Here is a 15,999-nt window from a genome sequence, read left to right as displayed (position 1 = left end):
AGCCTAATGACTATCGAATGGCACTTGAAACCAATGGTTTTGTCATAGCTGAGGAAAATGACCGCCGCGAATTTGCTATGGATTTCTTTAAGAAAATGAAGGCCGCAAGCGGAGCCGCTGGAGGATTGCCCCCTTTGGGTTTGCATGTTCTCATGCAGCAGACGACTGCAGAAAAAATCCAAAATATGGTAGGAAATTTGGCTGCAGGGCGCATCTCACCTGTCGAATTGATCGCGGTTAAAAGCGCATAAAGCTTTAGTCAGTTGCACGGCTCTATCGGTGTGAAAAAGGCGGTCGGATAACCACTGATGCATAGAACAGCGGGGAGCTAGCAGCATCGGGTGAAGATGCCTCAAACCCGCCATTTCACGCCCCCTCCCAATGAAGTCCGGTTTCCCGTCCTGGATCAATGTTGCGACACAAGCCGCAAAATCATCTGATATCCAACGCATCTGCCACTACCCAAATTCACCGGAACGCAGGCCCGTGCGCCCAGACGGTCAGCGAATGGCGCACGCCCCTGCGCACCGGTGTCACCTGATGAAGCATAAAACTGGGGAACACGGTCACACAGCCTTGCTCCCGACTGGCCTCCAGCACCTGCGCACCGGGCATCACCTCTAACGTGCCGCCCTCATAATCGCCTGACGGCGACAGTTGCAGCACCAGCGTTAGCTTGCGCTTGGCCGAAATCGGCCCGCCGCCAATATCCGAATGCCACACAAAATGACCCGCAGCGCTGGCGCGGTAGATCGCCACCTGCGGGCTTTCCTCAAATGCGGTCAGATCAAAACCAAAGTGATCGCGGTTCGCCACCCGAACCAAATCAATCAGCCGGTCCATCACCCAGCCCAGCCCGTCCACCTCGTCGGTCCACACCAGATCGGCACTGCGCATGTTGTGGTCGCGGTTGCGCCCCACCAGCAGCGCCGGATCAGTTGGGGCTCGGGATATGGCGGCCACGATTGTGTCGCATTCCCCGACGCTGAAGGCCTTTGGCATCGCATGCATAAACATAATAATTGAGTCTTTCAAACAAAGTGACTTCCGGCCCCAAGCCACCAGGACAGGGGCAAACGATCGGTCGCCCAACGTAGCACCGCGCCACGCCCTTGTCCGAAAATTCAACCGTCCCGAAGATGCGCAGCAGGTGAAGGTCAGCTCAGCGGACAAACCGGGCTTTCGCTGCACCCGCGCCAACGACCGCATTTAGAAATAAAGATTATCTTTGTAGAATTCTTGCCTGAGAGAAATGGCATCCGATATAGGCAACACAAAAACCGGTAGCTGTCAGAAAATTTGAGTAGCTCTAAACAGACCCATTGCCATTTCAATCCTGACAGGTGGGCATTTTCCTGAGCCAAAGGACGTACCATGTCAGACTTTGCTTGATTGCATGTCCGATCAGGCTCAGAAAAGTTCAGTTCCAGCTTAACCGATCGGTGACCCCGACGAGATTAAGACCGAGGAATTTGGTCTTGATGCGGTTCACAGCCTCCTGTGCAGTCAGCTCTTCAAACTCACTTGCATGAATGCCTCCAAAAACAAAGTAGGCATCAAACCCGTTGTCAGCAGCGCCTTTGATATCCGTTGCCAAACCATCACCGATGGCCAGCAATCTGCTTTTCGGGATGTCCCGACCTGTCAAGGAAGCTGCTCTTCTCAACGCCTCGTCATAAATTGACGGTTCCGGTTTTCCTGCAAAACTCACTTTGCCACCCATATGTGCATAACGTTGTGCGATAGAGCCTGCACAGATGACCATTCGGTTACCGCTTCGCACGACCAAATCAGGGTTTGCGCAAATCAATTCAACGGCGTTCTTGTGCATTTTCTCGAGAAGGGCGTGGTAGACCTCAGCAGTTACAATTGTGTCGTCCAGCGGACCGGTCAACAGGCAAAGCTTGGCGTCTGAGTGATCTACAATGGGGTTCGTAAGGCCCTCCAGAACGGACTTGTCCCGCTTCGGACCAAAGTGGAACAGTGGCGCGTTGGGCTGTCGTGCAATTAACTGGGCGGTGACATCGCCAGATGTAATGACGGTATCGAATGCTTCACGCGGAACGCCAAAACGCGCCAATTGGGGATAGATTTCCTTGGACAGACGCGGAGCATTGGTGATCAGAATGACAACTCGGCCAGAGGCACGGACCCTGTACAACGCATCGACGGCATGGCTGAACGCAGCTTCGCCGTTGTGAAGTACTCCCCAAATGTCGCAGAGTAGGCCATCATAGCTACCGATAAGCTCACTCAACGGAGTCAATCCGAGACAAGGGCGCAAGTGGTGGCGGGCGTGATCCATGGATAAGATCAGGTAGGTTTCAGCAGACCGTTGGTCAAGCGGAACCTTGAAGCCAGCGAGCTCTCGCCAAGCAGATCATCGGTTAGAGCGCATCTATTCCTTGCTATCTGATTGGTTTAACCTTAGGGATTTATCTTCAGACGCTCTATCAAAGCAATGACACGTTCTTCTAAGGTCAATCGTAGCAGAACTGGATGTCTGACACTGCTACCGGATGTTTCCGGTCAAGACCCAACGCCACCCAAAAATGTCGCGCGTTGGCCACCCCTTGCGGCCTTCGATTTCGCTCTACTACTGTTCTGAGGCTGTTTTACAGCACATGAGATCTGCCTGATCCCCACGTATAATCGGGATCAGGTGTTTTTGGATTATTTCTGCAAACGTTCAATTTTGGAACGATGTAACGACAGCCCTCGGTTGGTGCTGCGCTTTCGAATTCGATTTGTGTCCTCTCGATGTTCCCGCCCGACTCTCGTGCGCGGACGTATCATGGGCATGGCAGCGCGATGACACTTGTCATCGTGCCGTTGGAGCATGATCAAATGTTAGATAAGTACCTGCTATTCACCCCCGGTCCCGTAAATGTGGCAGAAAGTTTACGTTCGGCAATCTGCAGAGAAGACATCTGCCACCGCGAACCAGATTTTGATACCCTTTTGCGCAGTATCGAACACAAACTGATTTCGCTGTTTCAAATCAGAAATCGCGCACGTTATCGCGCCGTGGTGATCACGGGTTCCGGCACCGCAGCCAACGAGGCGATCTTATCGTCTGTGGTGGGCAAAGGTGCAATCCTGATCCTGTCGAATGGTGAATTCGGTGGGCGGCTGCATAAGACATCGTGCATTCACAACAAGCACACCCATTTGATCGAGATGCCATGGGGTGCGCCGTTCGATCCGGCCCAGATCGCCGCCTATCTGGCAACCCACAAGATTGACGTTGTGGCGATGGTTCATCATGAGACCTGTTCGGGTATGCTGAACCCGCTGGCAGAAATTGGTGTTTTGGCCAAAGCGGCGGGGGCCTTGTTTGTGGTCGACGGTGTCAGTTCTGTGGGCGCGGAAGTGATCGACATGGAGGCCTGCCACATCGCGTTTGTCTCCAGCTCCAGTTCCAAGGCCATCGGTTCTTATCCTGGCCTATCGTTCGTTGTGGGCCGCAAGAAACATTTCAAACGGTTAAAGCAACACGCGGCAAAGACGACTTACCTGAACCTGGCGACCTTCTATGCTTTTCTGAAGCACCACAGCCAGACACCGAATACACCTGCCGTGCCACTGTTCTTTGCTCTGGAACAAGCGCTGACGGATATCCTTCGGGTCGGTGTGATGAAACGCTATGCGGTGATCAAGGCGCGTGCGGACCTGTTGCGGGAAGGCATGCGCAGGCTCAACCTAGACTTCTTGATTGACGAGGCGGACATGTGTTCGATCCTGACCACGGTGCGGGTGCCGCCGTCGATTTCCGTGCGGGACTTGCGTGAACGCCTCCGCGAGAAATCCATCATCATATACGAAGGCAAAGGCTGCTTTGCGGGCAAAGTCTTTCAGGTGGGCAATATCGGTGAGTTGTCCGACTATGACATTCGGTTCTTCCTCGCCACGCTCAAAGAGGTTTTGTTGACGTTACAGGCTGAAGCGGCTGAACTTATCGCCCCCGTCCGGCCTAAGGGGGCAACCTTGGTCATGCTACCTACGCCAGATCGCCTGAAAGCGAAGGTGGTGTCATGAGCGACAAGCTGACACGGCTTTGGGCGACCAAGACCAAAAATGATGAATGGTGGTCATCGTTTGTCACGTCACCGCTGGCCATTCTTGCCAATTATTGGGCCGTTGACGTGCCGTGGATAACGCCAAATCGCTTAACGGCGGCGTCGTTTGTGGTGGCTGTGGTGGCAACGGTTGGAATTCTCGTTGGAGGCACCGCATCTTTCATTGCGGCGGCAATTCTGATCCATCTCAGCCACACCCTTGATTGCATGGACGGACAAATGGCGCGGTATCGCCGCGTATCCTCACCTGAAGGCAGCTATTATGACCGCCTGACAGATCAAGTGCAGGTCACGCTTTGGTTCGGAGCAGCCGGTTACGCCGCTTTTGTCCAAACAGCCAGCGTGGTCCCCGCCTTCCTCGCAATGATAGGCATCGCCTTCTATGGGGTGCGCGGCTATGCGAAATACATCGCCCTTGAGATCGAAACCGCAGTTGATCCCGATTACCCCGCAGATATGGCGCGGTTGAAAAGATGTGAACTCACAGCAGGGCTGAGCTTTGGCCTGCGCGCCAATCTCGCGTGGTTTCTCCGCGAACAACGCAAAGTACTCGCTTTCGATGAAGGTGTGTTCATCTTCATGCTCTCTGCCGCTCTCGTATTCGACCAGCTTATCCCGATGCTGTGGGTTTTTGCGCTTAGTCAGGTGTTTTGGGGCATCTACAAGTCCTGGCTCAGAGGCAAGAACATCGGTGAAAACCAAAAGCTGGCCCTCCCAAAATAGCATCTCTCATTCCGCTGCATATAGGAAACACGATATGAAACACGAAATCAATCGCCCACCCATGGCTGTCATTCTGGCCGCAGGCATCGGCTCGCGGCTCAGCCCGCTGACCGACAACTGCCCAAAAAGCCTGCTGCCTGTTGGCGGTTCTGTCATTTTAGAACGGATGATCCGCAATTGCCTGAGTTGCGGCATGTCCCAGTTCGTGTTGGTGTTGGGTCACCGCGCGGATGAAATTAAACAATTCGTCGACAAAACCTTTCGCGGCATCCGCGTCACATATGTGATTAACGACCGCTACCGCGATACAAACACGGGTTATTCACTGATGCTTGCCGCACCCGCCATTGGCACGTCCGAGTTCATCAAGTTCGATGCTGACGTCGTGTTTGACGTGAAAATTCTGCGCCAGCTTGTTGATAGCGACCATGCAAACGTCTTGTGCATTGACCAAAATATCGCCCTTGAAGACGAAGAGGTTAAGGTCATCACAGATGACCAGATGCAGGTGCTCGAAGTCGGCAAGTCCGTTGATCCAAAACTGGCACTGGGCGAGTCTATCGGCATCGAAAAAGTCAGCGCCAAGACCGGTCCGCTGCTTTTCGCGGAACTTGCTGAGATGATGGAAAAAAGAGAGCACCTTCAGGACTATTACGAGGCCGCCTATGCGCGGCTTGTGGAGAAAGGGGTAGTCTTTCGTGCGCTGGATACCACCGGATTAAATTGGACCGAGATTGATACTGCAGAGGATTACGCCGCGGCTAACGCGATGTTTGGAACGCCGATCTCGACCATTTCACGTGGGCAACAAAAAGCGATAGACGAGGCCGCCGAAAAGGCAGGCACGTCTGCGTAGCCCAACAAAGTCAACACCATCCCGCGTCCTGTAAGGGCAAAGGGCGGACGACCGCAGTCAAGCTGCTGCCATTCCGGCACCGGATCGCTGCATTCTGGAAGGACATTCCATGGCCAAAGGTAAAAACAGCAACAAAGAGGCGAAAAAGCCAAAGCAAGAAAAGCCGAAAGTGTTGGCGACATCGAATTCCAACGCGGGAAAATCTGATCTTTCTATTGGTGGTAAAAAGGTGAAGTAACGCTTTGAGGTCGACTGCAACGAGGTCTATTCTCGAGAAAACATTTTCGATGAACTATACTTCTTGCCCTTGTTGTAGTCGCCTCTCATCATAGCCAAATCAACAATATTGGCACTCAGGTGTGGCGAGTGCCAATGCGTCTCTAAGTATGCCACCCCTATCCGGAAATCTTCAAAAGGATTATTTCCATGCTGTTTACCAGAGACCGAAGTTATTGAGAGCATGCAATTTGATCGCGGCTACCTCCGCCCATACTTCGTCACGGAACCTGCAAAAATGACGGGAAACCTCGCAGACTGTGTCATCCTGCTTCACGAGAGAAAGTTAACATCGCTGGCGCCAATGGTGCCTTTGCTTGAAGCCGTCATGCAGGCGCACAAGCAGCTCTTGGTCATCGCCGAAGACATCGATGGCGAAGCGCTTGCAACGCTTGTTGTAAACAAATTGCGTGGTGGATTGAAGGTCGCTGGGGTCAAAGCACCCGGATTTGGGGATCGTCGCAAGGCGATGATGCAAGACCTTGCCGTTCTTACAGGCGGCACAGTGATCTCGGACGAGCTGGGCATCAAGCTTGAGAATGTTACGATGGACATGCCCGGCGACGCCAAGAAGATCAACATTACCAAAGATACGACGACCATCATTGATGGGCTGGCGAAAAGTCGGAAATCGCAGCGTGGGTCACGCAGATCCGCGCACAGCTTGAAGACACGGATTCCGATTACGACAAAGAAAAACTGCAAGAGCGCCTCGCCATACTTGCGGGCGGTGTCGCGGTAATAAAGGTCGGTGACGCTACCGAGATTGAAGTGAAGGAGCGCAAAGACCGTGTTGACGACGCATTGAACGCCACAAGGGCCGCTGTCGAAGAAGGCGTTGTGCCGGGTGGTGGTGTCGCACTGGTCCATGCGGGCAAGGTCTTGAAAGACTTCACAGGCGACAACCCGGATCAGTCGGCCGATATCGCGATCATTCGCAAAGCGCTTCAGGCCCCGCTGCGCTAGATCGCTGAAAATGCCGGTGTTGATGGTTCAGTCGTTGCTGGAAAGATAGTCGAGAACACCAGCAGGACGTTTGGCTAGGATGCGCAGTCAGAACAGTACTGCGATATGCTCAAAGCTGGCATCATCGACCCGACCAAGGTCGTCCGGATTGCACTGCAATATGCCGCGTCAGTTGCAGGGCTGTTGATTACCATTGAGGCGGTCGTTGCAGGAAAACCAGCGAAAGCTGGCGGGAGCGCGATGTCCTGCATGGATGGCATGGGCGGCATAATGTAAACCAACCGCAAACAAGGTCCGCAGGCATGTGTCTGCGGGCCGTTTCGTCTGCGTGCGTATATAGCTTAATAGGTGCTGTCAAAAATGGACGGCACTGTTTCAATTGGAAAACCCACGAAAAATGTAACTCTTGTTGCCGCGCTTGCAGCTTTTGTTGCTTTCTCTGCAAATGCTATGACAACCGAGATTGATACCGATGGAGAAGGGATGGCGTAGCTTTCGGAGCTGTTGGTTTTTTACCCGGAACTCACTGAAGAACTTTTCCGCGAAATGGACACAGTTGATGATGGTTTAATAGATGTCAAAGAGATGGCCAATGCTGTTGATCTTGGCATATTTGCCGATCCGGCCATCGACGCATGATGCCTGATTTCAGAGTACGCCCGTTGCAGCAACGTGCAGTGTTCAGATGAACCTTTCCTGCATCCGGCTTATGGCTGACTTATCCCCATTTTTGCTTTTTTCCGGGCGAGGCGGGCAAAAGCGATCTTTTCGTCAATGAGGCAGGGCTGCTGAGGATTTCAGGCTCACCGACTCTCCTCATTGCGGGTTACGGTTGTAGCGGACATAATCTGATGCCGCCGTACTTGGGCCTTGTTCTGGGGCTCGGTGTGTTTCTTGCACCATGGCTTGCTGAATTCGCCAATAAATCGGCAACCGGAAATGCCGCAGTTATTCAAGTCATCTTGTCTGTGGTCGCGTTTTTCGAGTTCCTTCTCGATCAACAAGCACCCAGTAATCCATAATAATGTGTGTGAGGCGTAAAATGTTCCACACATTGCCTTGCTGTGCGTCTTTCACAAACCATCCCTTCGACTCAAGATTGATAAACAAAAGGTCTGTTTGAAGTCTGCGTTCAGATAGCTTCGATGGACGGAAACAGATGAAATGTGTCCTTAGAACTTTACGAATGTCTTTGACTTTGACCTCATCGTAGAATTGCGTGCCGCCTCGGAAGCCCGAAACAGGAACGAAAGAAAGCTGACGTTCGTTCCTTTTTCAGCATCTGGTAAGGTTGGGCTTGCACCCGCCGTTTGATCGTTTGGAGCATGATCATATTTAGGCCCGCCACCACCTGCAAGGACGGCCCTAACCGGTCATAGAATCAGCCTTCCAATGCCGTAGCGCGGCTTCCCCAGACAGGCCGTTCGTGAACGGCGCAGCATTTCTAGCAGCTGATAGACCGCATAGCGGACATTGCAGCACCATCCTGTCGGTCCGTCCGATGTCATTCTGAATCTGAGCCAAAGCGTTCTTTCGGGTCGCTTCGAGTGGCGCGATTGAGGTGATCTGGACCTGTGTATTTATCCCGGCCAATGGCTTTTTCAACTCATGTACTGCGAAGGACCTGAAGGCTCTTATTGCCAATAATTCATCAAGGTCTGTAGTCAATACAGGCGACACTCGATGAGCTTCGTGGCCGTACGGATTAATATTTTTTAGCAGGTCCCCATGGACTAATCCGCGCTCAATATGGCAGGTCGGCCCTTAGCCGATTGGAACTTCTCTTATGGTTCCTCTGTTGTTCTCGCAAAGGAGGACGATATGACCCTGCGCTTTGAACAAATTCTCGCCGATGGCGTGGCCGAGTGTTCTTACCTGCTAGGCGATGACGCTGCCCATGTCTGCGCCGTGATCGACCCGCGCCCCGATGTCGAGATCTACATCGAGACCGCGCGACGTTTTGGCATGGCGATCACCCATGTATTTGAAACCCATATCCATGCCGATTTCCTTAGCGGCGCGCGCGAATTGGTGGACCGTTTGGGCGGAGAGGCCAAGCTGTATGTCAGCACCGAGGGCGGCGCGGAATATGGTTTTGTCCATGAAACGGTGCGCGATGGGGATGAATTCAACTTTGGCGGCATGCGGATGAAGGCGCGGTTCACCCCCGGCCATACACCTGAACATATCTCTTACATGCTTTATGACGGCCACAAAGATACGCCTTGGGGTGTGCTGTCGGGCGATGCATTCTTCGTTGATAGCGTGGGCCGCCCGGACCTTTTGGGTGATGACGAAACCGAGGAGCTGACAGAGAAGCTGTTCCATACGGTGCGCGATGTCTTCATGGCGCTACCGGATGATGTGATTATCTATCCCTGCCATGGCGCTGGCTCGGCCTGCGGGCCGGACATTGGGGACCGGATGTCTTCGACCATTGGCTATGAACGGCGGTTCAACAGGTATGCGCAGATCAAGGATCTGGATGAGTTCAAGGAGACGATGCTGAACGACGCGCCACCGGTGCCGACGCATTATCCCCGTATGAAGAAGATAAATGCAAAGGGACCAGAGGTACAGGGCAACCTGCCGCGCATTCCTCCGATGACGGTTGAGGCTTTTGCAACGGTTGCAGAAGAAGGCGCGCAACTGCTGGACGTGCGGGATATGATGGCCTTCGGCGGGGGCTACATTCGCGGCAGCCTAAACATCGGTGTGCAGCCCGAACTGTCAGTCTGGGCCGGTTGGCTTTTGGACCCCGAGCGCCCGATCTATCTGGTGACAGAGGATGATGGGCAGGTGAGCGACGTGCTGCGCCTGCTTTGGCGCACCGGGTTTACCGATTTTGGCGGCTATCTGGCAGGCGGTATCGGTGCATGGCGTGAGGCTGGGCACAAGCTGGCCCAAATCCCGCAAATTTCGGTGCATGATCTGAAAGACGCGGATGACTTAGCCCCGCTTGACGTGCGCAAGCCTGATGAATGGAACGGCGGGCATATCCCCGGTGCGACCCATGCTTTTCTCGGCGAGCTGCGAGAAAAAATGAAAAACCTCGATAAATCCGCACCCTACGCCACCTATTGTGCAAGTGGTTTTCGCGCCAGTATCGCATCAAGCCTGCTCGCGGCCAATGGGTTTACCAACGTTCGCAATGTGCCGGGAAGCTGGAAGGCTTGGACTGCCGCCGACTATCCCACCGAAAAGGAGAAATAAGAATGACCGATACCAATGACCAAAAAAAGATGATCGCAACGATCGACCCGAGCCATTCCGTGGCGCTGTTCACCCCCGATGCGGGGACGCTGGAACAAGTGGCTTCGGCCGGTGCGAGGACGGTGGTGAACTTTCGCGCGGAAGGGGAGAAAGAAGGGTTCACGCCAGAGGAGGAGCGGCAGAAGGCTGAGAAGCTGGGACTGAACTATCTGCACCACCCGGTCACCGCTGACAGTCTGGACGCGGCGACTGTCGATGACTTTCGGCGGTCCTTGGATGATCTCCCCCAACCGGTCTTCCTGCACTGCGCCTCAGGCAAGCGGGCCGGAGCGATGACGCTGATGGCTCTGGCCGCGGACAAGGGCTGGGACGGTGATACGGCTCTGCAAGAAGGGAGAGCCCGAGGCATCGACCTGACGGATGAGAAGATCGGTGGATTCGTGAAGTCCTATGCGGACGAAAAAGGCGGAAAATAGTATGACCAGAGCTTCGAGCCTGTCTGAGCGCGCTGGTTTTCTCTCGCGGGCGCAATTATGCGCATACAGGCTTGCCAGCACTGAGGCGGCCTCATGCCCTTCGATGCTGTAAGAGATTGTCTGGCCCGCGCGTCGGCTCTCAACCAAATCGGCCCTTTTCAGCTACTTGAGCAGGGGCGACAGCTTTTCCGGACCCCAAAGCTGCACCGTTAAATCGCAGCTAAGGTCCGGTTTTCCGCCCCGTCCACCGGCCAACCAGGAACTCTGCGGGAGCATTCCATGGCAGCAGCTTTTCGTATTCACTGCGTGGCAGCTTATTCATAATTTGATTCAAAACCCACTTCAGATACGGTTCCGGGTTCACTCCGTTGAGTTTGCAAGTTTCGATGATGGACCACAGTATCCCCCATGCCTGACCGCCTTCGAAGTTGCCGGTGAACAAAGCATTCTTGCGCAGCAAATTTGTCGGCTTGAACATGCGTCCGACCAGATCGGTATCCTGATATGTCTGACGTCAGCACTTGTGGGACAGATTTAATAATTTGAACAATGGAGGGTTTCTGGTTCATCGTAGCCGTTCTGGAACGAAGACGAACAAGAAGCCCGGAACATCGGAAGACGCAGCTGACAAGCTGGTCAAAAACATCCGCCGCAAGACCCGCCAGACCTACTCGGCGGAGGAGAAGATCCGCATTGTTTTGGCCGGGGTGCGCGGGAAGGAAATCACCTTCGAGCTATTCTGGCGATGTTTTTGAACCGATCGCCAGGTCTTGCGTCCGGAAACTATTCAAGACGCCGGTTTTCAAGCTTTCCTAAATGCAGCCGCTTTCTGAGAAAGCGAAGTATTGCTGTCGCCCAGAATACCCTTGGCAGCGGATCGATGGCCTGCTTTTTTAGGCAAAGAGGCATTCCATCCTCGTCCCCGTATACTTCCTCATTGATGACGACACCCGCATGTCCAAGGATATCGAGGCGGACCTCGCGGGTCACGGATGTCTCAAGCTTCAATGCCTGGTTGAAAGCATAACGCAGGCTATGTGCATCCAGATCGCGTGGGTTTCCGTCGAGCTGGATTTCTCTCAGCTTCCGCCAATTGTGCCTTAACGCCGAGTGAAATTTCTTCTTTGCGCTTTTAGGCATCAGTTCTGGAAAAGGTATTTATGCCCCGTCTTTTTCCATGTTTGCCTGAAGTTCAAGCAATCCCAATGCGATAAGGTGTTCGGGGATAGACACCAGACGCTCGCTTTGTGGGTTTTTGAGGCGCCGTTGATCATGTGGATAAATATCAAAACCGAAGCCTCCATCGGTAAGGAGGATAGCATCTGTGGCCAGCCCTGCGATCTCTTCCATCCGGCTACCGGTGTAGGCAACGATCAGCGGTACGAAATAGAGGCCGTCTTTCTCGATAAGCTGGCCGGTCTCATGCCGACGGTCGGGGGATTTGCATCCATGCCAGACAGGGTGCTGAAATAATTTTTTGATTTCTGTGGGTTTAAATGCATTGCGTTTTTTGCGCCCCCGCGTTTTTTCGCGGCGTCTCACGAGCCTGGTGTCGACTCCAGGATGAACTGCACTGTGGTCGAACGCTCTTGCATGACGCAGGACTGCTCCGATCGTATCGATATGCGAATTGAAGGTGGAGACAGAGCAGCCCAGCTCTTCATCGGTCAGCCCGTCAGCTCGGATGTTGATCTCTGTCAGCGTAAGTTCTGCATCCTTGTAAGATCGGTTGAAGTTCAACGGGGTATTTGCCAGTCTCTCCTCGAATCAGCGAAGGTGATACTGCTCGATCTCTGTCACCGTTTGAACGCCGGTCAGAAGGCAAAACAGCTTTGTTTTTGCGCGGCGTCCAACAGCAGTTTTCTGATCGATATGACCGGCCTCAAGTGCGACATTTTTTGACCGTTCACCTGCAGCTGCGAACTGTCCATTCAAGAGGCACTTTGTCAGAGGTTCTGTAATAATTTCGACACCCGGCGTCAGGATAAGCGTTTGATCAGGCCTCGTCGGTGCTTTTTAAGTGTTTGGCAGTTTGGTGTCCTTAGCTTTCACGTGCGCTCCAACACTCGCTCCATCGAGTGTTTTCCCAAACTTGCCATCACCGATGGTCGGGGCAGCCTGCTCGATGAGCTTCGCAGACATATCGCGAAAGGCGCTTAATCGTTGAAGGCGTTGATCGTCAGAAGTTTCAAGGCTTGCGATTTTTGCATGAAACTAAATTTCGAGAATTTGGGCATGATGCTCGAGGGAAGCAGGCACAACTCCCGTAGCTGATGTGAATTAGGCCACAAGCTGGCCGTTCAGGGCAGGGGAAGCAGCAAGGTCCGCCTCGAAACGTAAGCGTCCATGACGGCCCCAAGCTGGTGAAGGCCCCAGTCTTGCTGGACAAGGTGCAACGGAAAAGATTTCCGAATTCCGTCCTTAAGAAAAATTTCCAGAACGATCTTCTTTGCCTCAATTGACGTCGGATTTGTCGCAGTGCCACGTCCTGTGCGGCGTTCCATCCTGTACTGACGGCGGATGTTGGTAACAGCATGTTGTAACCGAACGGGCATGTACCGTGCGATCAAATCTTCAGGCAGTTCACCTGCCGCAAGTAAAAAGGCTTCAAGCATATCGTCGAATTCCATGGTCAGCTTCGACAAGCATGTATGCGCAAAAAATTAGCTTTTCGTCTCTAAAAACAGGAAAACGGGTGAAAGAATTGTGGATAAACCCGGAATGCGGCGTCTGAAGTAGAAGTTTTTGCCCTTCTTAAACAGATATTATTGATGGCTCATTAGTCGTCCTTGGCTTGGGGACGATTAACGCTGAAAGCCGAGGGCAGAGGGATTTGCGTGACCCCGTGTGCAACTTTTGCACATAACAGCCGAATACCATCGAGGAAAAATAAAAAGCTTCAATGAATTAATGCGCTTAGGGGTAAAATGGCTCCGACGGTAGGGATCGAACCTACGACCAATTGATTAACAGTCAACTGCTCTACCGCTGAGCTACGTCGGAACGGTCTGCATCGTATAGCGGCGGGAATTTCGTTCGTCCAGACCGATTTGACCTGTTTTTAGGAAATTTTTTCCGCAGTTGAACAAAGACTGAAAATTGCGCTTTCGTTGAGCGGGGCATTAAAGCTGACGCGGTCGCGACCGTGGAGATCGATAAGGTGCGCGAGGACGTTGCGGGTGGCCGCGCCTTGCAGGGACGGGGGTGTCTCTGTGTAGATCATGCGTGCTATGTCGGGGGCGCTTTTCGGGCCTTGGGCCAATGCGTCGAGAATGGATGTCTCACGGGATTTACGATGGGAAACCAACCATTCTAGCCGCTGTGCCGGTTGGTCCACCGGCGCGCCATGACCCGGATAGAATACACGCCAGTTGCGCGCCTGCAATTTGGCGCATGACGTCATGAAATCGGTCAGGTCGCCATCTGGGGGCGATACCAGTGAAGAAGCCCATCCCATAACGTGATCGGCTGTGAAGCACGCGGCGTTCCAACCCAGACTAATATGATTGCCGATATGACCCGGGGTATGGATGACGTCGAGCTGCCAGCCGTCACCTTTAATCTGCGCGCCATCTGCGACAAATTCGTCCGGCGTAAAATCGCAATCCACACCCTCACCACCGCCAACGGTGCCTGCATTCGCAAGCTGGCGCATAATGTCGGAGCGACCGGCGTCGGGACCGCCGAAGGCGAGAATCGGGGCGCCTGTGCGCTCTGCCAGAGGGCGTGCAAGCGGCGAGTGATCAAGATGCGTATGGGTTACGATGATGTGGCTTATGTGCTGGTCCGGACCAACGGTGGCCAGAATCGCTTGTAAATGGGAGTCGACCTGCGGGCCGGGATCGATGACAGCCAGACCACGCTGACCCAGCAGATAGGTGTTCGTGCCACGATAGGTCATCGGTGAGGGGTTTGGTGCCACTATCCGTCGCAAATCCGGTTCCAGCGTTTGCGGGATGCCGATTGGCGGATCAAAGTCATCGGGTGCCTGCATGGTTTGACCTTTCGCTTGGGGCGCTGAGCCTTTAGGTTTTATGCATGTCATGGAACCTGATCAAACGCTATATGCCGCGCGGAATTTACGGGCGTGCAGCGCTGATTCTGCTGTTGCCGGTTGTCTTTTTGCAATTGGTTGTCACCGTTATTTTTGCTCAGCGCCATTTTGAGGGGGTGACCCACCAAATGACGGATACGGTTCTGCGTGAACTGGCGCTGGTGATGCAGGTGGTGGAAAGCGCGCCTACACTGGCGCAAGGCGCGCAGGACGTGCAGACGCAGCTTGCCCCACTCAGCATTGCAGTTTCTCCAGCCAATACCGCGAATGCCGTGAACCAGCGGCTGTGGTATGATTATTCCGGTTCCGTGTTGACCAGACGGCTTTCGGATCAGTTGTCCGGGTTCGAGGCCGTGGATCTGTCGGAGAAGAGCGCGGTATCGGTTTTTGTTAACAGCAGGCACGGGTTGGTGCGGATCGAATTTGACAGGCGGCGTATTTCGGCGGCCAATCCTCATCAGTTGTTTGTCTATACCATCGCGTTCGGCATTGTGATGACACTCATCGCGATTATCTATCTGCGTAATCAATTGCGACCGATCAAACGGTTGGCGCGCGCGGCAGAGGCGTTCGGCCGCGGGCGGCACGTGCCCTATACACCCGCTGGTGCAGTAGAGTTGCGCGCGGCCGGTAATGCGTTTGTCAATATGCGCCACCGGATCGAGCGGCACATAGAGCAACGCACGCTTATGCTGTCGGGGGTCAGCCACGATTTGCGAACGCCGCTTACGCGGATGCGCCTGGGGCTTGCGATGTTGGACGAAGAAGACGCGGAGCCGTTGCTGCGTGATGTAGACGATATGCAAGGGATGCTGGATGAATTCCTTGATTTTGCCAAAGGCGCCGCCGAGGGCGAGCCCGAGCATGTGGACCCGATTGCGATGGTTGAGGATGTTGTGAACGATGCACGCAGGGCAGGGCGCAACGTGACCCTTCTGCTGCGCGAGGGCGTCGGGCAGGGCACTGTGCGCCTGCGTGAAGGGGCGATGCGGCGTGCGCTGGACAATCTGATATCCAACGGCGTGCGCTATGGGTCGCGTGCGGAGGTGTCGGTGATGCTGACAGATAAAACCCTGCGTATCCGCGTAGAGGACGACGGCCCCGGTATTCCCGAGGACCAGCGCGAACAGGCAACCAAGGCGTTCACCCGGTTGGACCCCTCCCGCAATCAGGACAAGGGCGGCGGGGTCGGCCTTGGGCTGGCCATTGCAGTGGATATTGCGCGCAGCCACGGCGGCGTGCTGCGTTTGGGCACATCCGAGCGGCTGGGCGGGTTGCGTGCGGATATTGTCATGGCACGCTGACCGCGGGGCAGGGTTGATGCAGGCAGAGTCCCTATGCACTGTGCCAAAAACC

General features: G+C 54.1%; 17 protein-coding genes, 1 tRNA gene and 1 pseudogene. 11 read left to right on the top strand and 8 right to left on the bottom strand.

Annotation, left to right across the window (positions count from 1 at the left end):
• The coding region (locus tag OS189_RS04345; protein ID WP_267166029.1) for a hypothetical protein at positions 1-251 on the top strand (251 nt) is incomplete at its 5' end.
• A 217-nt stretch (positions 252-468) separates the two neighbouring features.
• On the opposite strand, the gene OS189_RS04340 is transcribed toward OS189_RS04345, so the two are convergent.
• Complete coding sequence (locus OS189_RS04340; RefSeq protein ID WP_416237446.1) at positions 469-1,017, bottom strand: 2OG-Fe(II) oxygenase; 549 nt, start codon at positions 1,015-1,017, stop codon at positions 469-471.
• 403 nt (positions 1,018-1,420) lie between these two features.
• Positions 1,421-2,257 (bottom strand): TIGR01459 family HAD-type hydrolase, encoded by an 837-nt coding sequence (locus OS189_RS04335; protein ID WP_267166028.1) that lies wholly within the window; start codon positions 2,255-2,257, stop codon positions 1,421-1,423.
• 554 nt (positions 2,258-2,811) lie between these two features.
• Here OS189_RS04335 and OS189_RS04330 point away from each other — a divergent pair.
• The 8 genes and pseudogenes from OS189_RS04330 (at position 2,812) to OS189_RS04295 (ending at position 10,589) form a co-directional block, all read left to right on the top strand.
• The gene (locus OS189_RS04330) at positions 2,812-4,038 is read left to right on the top strand and encodes a pyridoxal-phosphate-dependent aminotransferase family protein (RefSeq protein WP_267166027.1); all 1,227 of its coding nucleotides are present in this window, start codon (positions 2,812-2,814) and stop codon (positions 4,036-4,038) included.
• The gene (locus OS189_RS04325) at positions 4,035-4,802 is read left to right on the top strand and encodes a CDP-alcohol phosphatidyltransferase family protein (protein ID WP_267166026.1); all 768 of its coding nucleotides are present in this window, start codon (positions 4,035-4,037) and stop codon (positions 4,800-4,802) included. Before OS189_RS04330 ends, OS189_RS04325 begins: the two co-directional genes overlap by 4 nt.
• Positions 4,803-4,836: 34 nt before the next feature.
• Positions 4,837-5,658 (top strand): phosphocholine cytidylyltransferase family protein, encoded by an 822-nt coding sequence (locus tag OS189_RS04320; RefSeq protein ID WP_267166025.1) that lies wholly within the window; start codon positions 4,837-4,839, stop codon positions 5,656-5,658.
• Between the two features lie 109 nt (positions 5,659-5,767).
• Positions 5,768-5,896, top strand: coding sequence for a hypothetical protein (locus OS189_RS04315; protein ID WP_267166024.1), 129 nt, complete (start codon positions 5,768-5,770; stop codon positions 5,894-5,896).
• A gap of 201 nt (positions 5,897-6,097) precedes the next feature.
• A pseudogene (gene groEL / locus OS189_RS04310) lies at positions 6,098-7,176 on the top strand (chaperonin GroEL); the annotation flags it as partial.
• Between the two features lie 84 nt (positions 7,177-7,260).
• Complete coding sequence (locus OS189_RS04305; RefSeq protein ID WP_267166023.1) at positions 7,261-7,392, top strand: hypothetical protein; 132 nt, start codon at positions 7,261-7,263, stop codon at positions 7,390-7,392.
• Between the two features lie 1,329 nt (positions 7,393-8,721).
• Positions 8,722-10,113 carry an MBL fold metallo-hydrolase gene (locus tag OS189_RS04300; protein WP_267166022.1) on the top strand — a complete coding sequence of 464 codons (1,392 nt, stop codon included), beginning with the start codon at positions 8,722-8,724 and terminating at the stop codon, positions 10,111-10,113.
• Between the two features lie 2 nt (positions 10,114-10,115).
• Positions 10,116-10,589, top strand: coding sequence for a protein tyrosine phosphatase family protein (locus OS189_RS04295; protein ID WP_267166021.1), 474 nt, complete (start codon positions 10,116-10,118; stop codon positions 10,587-10,589).
• Positions 10,590-10,809: 220 nt separating this feature from the next.
• Here the strand turns inward: OS189_RS04295 and OS189_RS04290 are convergent, their stop codons facing one another.
• Positions 10,810-11,067 carry a transposase domain-containing protein gene (locus tag OS189_RS04290; RefSeq protein WP_267166020.1) on the bottom strand — a complete coding sequence of 86 codons (258 nt, stop codon included), beginning with the start codon at positions 11,065-11,067 and terminating at the stop codon, positions 10,810-10,812.
• A 43-nt stretch (positions 11,068-11,110) separates the two neighbouring features.
• Between OS189_RS04290 and OS189_RS04285 the strand changes: the two genes are divergently transcribed.
• On the top strand, positions 11,111-11,344 hold the full coding sequence (locus OS189_RS04285) for a hypothetical protein (protein ID WP_267166076.1): 234 nt from the start codon (positions 11,111-11,113) through the stop codon (positions 11,342-11,344).
• Between the two features lie 28 nt (positions 11,345-11,372).
• Here the strand turns inward: OS189_RS04285 and OS189_RS04280 are convergent, their stop codons facing one another.
• The 5 genes from OS189_RS04280 to OS189_RS04260 form a co-directional block, all read right to left on the bottom strand.
• Positions 11,373-11,729 (bottom strand): site-specific integrase, encoded by a 357-nt coding sequence (locus tag OS189_RS04280; RefSeq protein WP_267166019.1) that lies wholly within the window; start codon positions 11,727-11,729, stop codon positions 11,373-11,375.
• Between the two features lie 18 nt (positions 11,730-11,747).
• Complete coding sequence (locus OS189_RS04275; RefSeq protein WP_267166018.1) at positions 11,748-12,329, bottom strand: site-specific integrase; 582 nt, start codon at positions 12,327-12,329, stop codon at positions 11,748-11,750.
• Between the two features lie 560 nt (positions 12,330-12,889).
• Complete coding sequence (locus OS189_RS04270) at positions 12,890-13,234, bottom strand: hypothetical protein (RefSeq protein ID WP_267166017.1); 345 nt, start codon at positions 13,232-13,234, stop codon at positions 12,890-12,892.
• A gap of 283 nt (positions 13,235-13,517) precedes the next feature.
• Positions 13,518-13,592: transfer RNA gene (locus OS189_RS04265), tRNA-Asn, on the bottom strand.
• Between the two features lie 58 nt (positions 13,593-13,650).
• Positions 13,651-14,583: an MBL fold metallo-hydrolase gene (locus OS189_RS04260; RefSeq protein ID WP_267166016.1), complete on the bottom strand. Its 933-nt coding sequence runs from the start codon at positions 14,581-14,583 to the stop codon at positions 13,651-13,653.
• Positions 14,584-14,627: 44 nt separating this feature from the next.
• On the opposite strand from OS189_RS04260, the gene OS189_RS04255 reads away from it, so the two are divergent.
• The gene (locus tag OS189_RS04255; RefSeq protein ID WP_267166015.1) at positions 14,628-15,947 is read left to right on the top strand and encodes an ATP-binding protein; all 1,320 of its coding nucleotides are present in this window, start codon (positions 14,628-14,630) and stop codon (positions 15,945-15,947) included.
• Positions 15,948-15,999 lie beyond the last annotated feature (52 nt).

The sequence above is a fragment of the Sulfitobacter sp. F26169L genome, assembly GCF_026410285.1.
Lineage (GTDB): Bacteria > Pseudomonadota > Alphaproteobacteria > Rhodobacterales > Rhodobacteraceae > Sulfitobacter.
The sequence above is the reverse complement of the archived record's forward strand: the minus strand, read 5'-3'. Positions and strand labels throughout refer to the sequence as shown.